The sequence below is a fragment of the Mesorhizobium sp. M7A.F.Ca.ET.027.03.2.1 genome (assembly GCF_003999175.1).
In the GTDB taxonomy this organism is placed as follows: Bacteria; Pseudomonadota; Alphaproteobacteria; order Rhizobiales; family Rhizobiaceae; genus Mesorhizobium.
Window position 1 is genome coordinate 1 of the sequence record NZ_RZOM01000607.1, and the last position, 3,763, is coordinate 3,763.

The window sequence follows — 3,763 nt, forward strand, 5'->3', positions numbered from 1 at the left end:
GATCAGCCACACGTCGATGCGTTTGCCGTTGGCGTTGACGCGGAATTTCCCGCTGCTGCAATAGGCCTTCACAGTGCCGCAACGATTGCAGCTGATGAGCGGCCGAGGTGGGGTTTGGGGTGCGATCGTCCAATGGATACGCTGAAGTCCAGACATGCCGATAAGCCCTTCCCGTCGGGAAGTTCATCAGGCCGGCGATGTCGAGATGCCCATGCGGGCGCGGCGTGGCGGTCGCTTGCTATGATCGGAAATCGGATGTTACGGGCGGCAGCGCGCAACAACGGTTCAGCAGTGCCAAACCGGTCTCGAACCGCCGCCCAGAAGAACACATGAAAATGAAAACAGACACCGCGAATGCGGTGTCATGCAGTGTGTCGGGGGAGTTGACGAGACCGGCGGTTACGTAGGCAAAGTGACGCTCAAAATTGTTTCGCGGCGGCCTTTCTAGCCGCGAGATGCTGGACCGACAAGGGTCTTTTGTCGGTGCTACCGCAGCCGAGCCACTTGCGCTAATATCCGAAATCGAAGGTTTTCAACCAGAGACCCCGGTTATGCACCCCACCTCGCTCCTGATCTTCGCTGCCGCTTTGTTCGTTGCCGCCGGTTCGCCCGGTCCATCGATCGCGGCGCTTGTCGCGCGCGTCATCTCGAAAGGGTTTCGCGACGTGTTTCCGTTCCTGCTCGCCATGTGGATCGGCGAGGGCATCTGGCTGTCGCTGGCGGTGTTCGGCCTGGCTGTCGTGGCGCAGACCTTCCATTTCGCCTTCGTCGTGGTGAAATGGGTCGGCGTCGCCTATCTCGCTTACCTCGCCTGGAAAATGTGGACCGCGCCTGTCGATGCAGAAGAGGGCGAGATGCCGCGCGAGGATTCTCCGGCAAAGCTGTTCTTCGCCGGCATGGCGGTGACGCTTGGCAATCCCAAGATCATGATGTTCTACCTGGCGCTGCTGCCGACCATCATCGACCTCGCTTCGGTCAGCATCGTCGGCTGGGTCGAGCTGACGGCGACCATGGCCGTGGTGCTGGTCGCCATCGATCTCGCCTGGGTGCTCGCCGCATCACAGGCGCGCAAGCTTTTGAAGAGCAAGCGCGCCATGAAGATCGCCAACCGCGTCAGCGCGACGACCATGGCCGGCGCGGCGGCGGCGATCGCTGCTCGCTGATCTTCCCCTCGCCCCGTTTACGGGGAGAGGGTGGCCCGAAGGGTCGGGTGAGGGGCAGCGCAAAGTTGGCCCTCGATTCACGGATGTTGGTGCCGCCCCTCGCCTGCCTGCCGGCATCTTCTCCCCGTAAAAAGGGGAGAAGAAAGCAAATTCACCGTGCCATGGCGTGGTATTCGTCGTTCGGGCGTATGTCGATTGCCGCGGCCATGCGGTTCGACATGTTGAAGAAGGCAGCGGTCGAGGCGATGTCCCAGATGTCGCGATCGGTGAAGCCGGCCTGACGCAGCGCGGCCCGGTCTGCCTCGACGATCTTGGCCGGCTCTTGCGTCAGCTTGACGGCGAATTCGAGCATTGCCACCTGCCTGGGCGAAAGATCGGCGGCGCGAAAATTCATCACCATCATTTCGCCGAGCGGCGGGTCGCCGGAGAGCTGGCGCACCGCCGCGCCGTGCGCGGTCAGGCAATAGTAGCAATGATTGATCGAGGAGACGGCGACCGCGATCATCTCGCGTTCCAGCTTCGACAGGCCGGACTCACCCAGCATCAAATCGTTGTACATGTCGGTGAAGGCGCGCAGCTTTCTGTCGTCGAAGGCATAGGCCCTGAGCACGTTCGGGACGAGGCCGAGCTTCTCCTCGCATTTGGCGAAATAGGTTTTTGTCGCCTCGCTCAGCTCTCCCTGGCCAAGATCAAGCGCGCTGATTTTGCCGGTCATGGGTCATTTCTCCTCGTTGCGCGGCATCTTGTCGCCAAATTCCGATAATTCTTGGCAAGCCGTCAAACCTTTGTCGCCAAACAGCGGTCATCTGCTACCATAATCGTAAAAGCATTCGACGGGAGGGACGTGCGTCATGGCCAGCGTGAAATCCGCGAGCAAGCCGAAGAAAAAAGCCACGGCAGCGATTAAAGCGGAGGAAAGGCCGGCCAGGCTTGCAGACTATCTGCTCGCCCGCGCGCCAGCTGAAGACATTGCTCCCTACGATGTGGCCGACCTGGAGCGGGCTGCCGATCTCGCCGGCCAGGCAGTCGCCACTCACAGGAAAGGCGAGTGCGTCGTCGCCGTCGATGCCGATTCGGGCGTTGTGCGAAACGGCCGCCCGATGACGGTTGTCACAGTCGTCAACGACAACATGCCGTTCCTGTTCGATTCCATCCTCGGCGAGATCACCGAGACATCGGGCGAACCGACCCTGGTCACCCATCCGGTTATCGTGGTGCGCCACGGCAAGGGCGGCGTGGAAGAAATCCTCGGCGACGGCAATTTCGCCAAGGACGATGGCAGCCACGACCGGCTGAGCGTCATCCATGTCCACATCCCGCGGCTGACATCCGAGCAGGCGAGCGGATTGAGCGAGCGGCTGCGCAAGATCCTTGGCCAGGTTCATGCCGCCGTTCACGACTGGAGGCCGATGCTGGCCCGCCTCGATCAGGCGATCTCGGAATTCCGCTATACGGCCGTGCCGCTCGACAAGAAGAGCGTTGCCGAGGCCCTTGCCTTCCTGGAGTGGCTGCGCGACGACAATTTCACCTTCCTTGGCATGCGCGAGTTCAAATACACCGGCGGCGAGGAAAGCGGCACGCTGGAGCGCGCTGAAAAGCCCGGCCTCGGCATCCTGTCCGACCCCGACGTGCTGGTGCTCAGGCGCGGCACCGAAGCGGTAACGACGACGCCGGAAATCCGCGCCTTCCTGCACGGGCCGGAGCCGCTGATCGTCACCAAGGCCAATGCCAAGTCTTCCGTGCACCGCCGCATCTATCTCGACTATATCGGCGTCAAGACCTACACCGCCAAGGGCACGCTCGCGGGCGAATTGCGCATCGTCGGCCTGTTCACCTCGACCGCCTACACGCGCTCGGTGATGAAGATCCCGTATCTCAGGTCCAAGGCCGAAACCATCATCGCCAAGTCCGGCTTCGACCGGCACGATCACTCCGGCAAGGCGCTGATCAACGTGCTGGAAAGCTATCCGCGCGACGAATTGTGCCAGGTGCCGGTGCCGAGCCTGAGGAAGCACGCCGCTGCCATTCTGGGCCTGGTCGAGCGGCCACGCGTGCGGGCGCTGGTGCGCGCCGACCAGTTCGACCGGTTCGTCTCGATCCTCGTCTTCGTGCCGCGCGACCGTTACGACAGCGTCGTGCGCGAGAAGATCGGCTCGTATCTGAAGACCGTATTCGAAGGCCGGCTGTCGGCCTACTACCCGGCCTTTCCCGAGGGCGGGCTGGCGCGCGTGCACTTCATCATCGGCCGCTCCGGCGGCAAGACGCCGAAGGTCGAGCAAGCGACGATAGAGGCGGCGATCCGCGACATCGTGCGTACCTGGGAGGACGCCCTTTCCGATGCGGCCGAGGCCAGTGGCGGCGACCAGGCTTTGAAGGCGATTGCCGCGCGGCTGCCGGAAAGCTACCGCGATTCGTTCAGCGCGGCGGTGGCGCTGGCCGATGCCAGGCGCATTGCCAAGATCAGCGCCGGCAATCCGATCGCCATCGATTATTATCGTCATGCCGAGCAGAAACCGCATCAGGCGGCGCTGAAAATCTATCACCATGGCAGCCCGGTGGCGCTGTCGCGGCGGGTGCCGGTGCTGGAAAACATTGGCTTC

Annotated in this window: 2 protein-coding genes and 1 pseudogene; 2 read left to right on the top strand and 1 reads right to left on the bottom strand. The window is 62.6% G+C overall.

Translation table 11 applies throughout. The annotated features are described in order from the left end of the window. The first annotated feature begins 551 nt into the window (after nucleotides 1-551). Nucleotides 552-1,163: a LysE family translocator gene (locus tag EN750_RS23215; RefSeq protein WP_127397761.1), complete on the top strand. Its 612-nt coding sequence runs from the start codon at nucleotides 552-554 to the stop codon at nucleotides 1,161-1,163. A 151-nt stretch (nucleotides 1,164-1,314) separates the two neighbouring features. Here EN750_RS23215 and EN750_RS23220 read toward each other — a convergent pair whose 3' ends face one another. Then, complete coding sequence (locus EN750_RS23220) at nucleotides 1,315-1,878, bottom strand: peroxidase-related enzyme (protein ID WP_127397762.1); 564 nt, start codon at nucleotides 1,876-1,878, stop codon at nucleotides 1,315-1,317. A 136-nt stretch (nucleotides 1,879-2,014) separates the two neighbouring features. Between EN750_RS23220 and EN750_RS23225 the strand changes: the two are divergent. Continuing rightward, nucleotides 2,015-3,763: pseudogene (locus EN750_RS23225) on the top strand (NAD-glutamate dehydrogenase domain-containing protein); the annotation flags it as partial.